The sequence below is a fragment of the Pseudomonas sp. MD330_10 genome, assembly GCF_042610415.1.
In the GTDB taxonomy this organism is placed as follows: Bacteria; Pseudomonadota; Gammaproteobacteria; order Pseudomonadales; family Pseudomonadaceae; genus Aquipseudomonas; species Aquipseudomonas rhodesiae.
The window spans coordinates 1-237 of sequence record NZ_JBHGZU010000157.1; the positions used below are offsets into that span (position 1 = coordinate 1).

General features: G+C 59.1%; 1 protein-coding gene. It reads right to left on the reverse strand.

The annotated features are described in order from the left end of the window. On the reverse strand, positions 1–237 hold a 237-nt coding region (locus ACFZPT_RS27020; protein ID WP_379556399.1), incomplete at both ends, for a hypothetical protein.

Consider the following 237-nt stretch of genomic DNA (forward strand, 5'->3'; position numbering starts at 1 on the left):
CCCAATGGCCGTCGTCGACGCTGAGGAGATTGCCCTGGCGGTCGTAGGTATATTCAACGACGCTGTCATCGGGCAGGGTTTTTCGTACCAGGCGTCCGGCATGGTCGCGTTCGTAACGAGTGACGAGCTGACTGCCGTCGTCGCCGTATTCGGTCTTTTGCTGCAGGTTGCCGTTGAGGTCGTAAACGTAAGCGGTGCGCTGCCCATCAAACCCGACTTCCTGTTGGATCAGGCCGT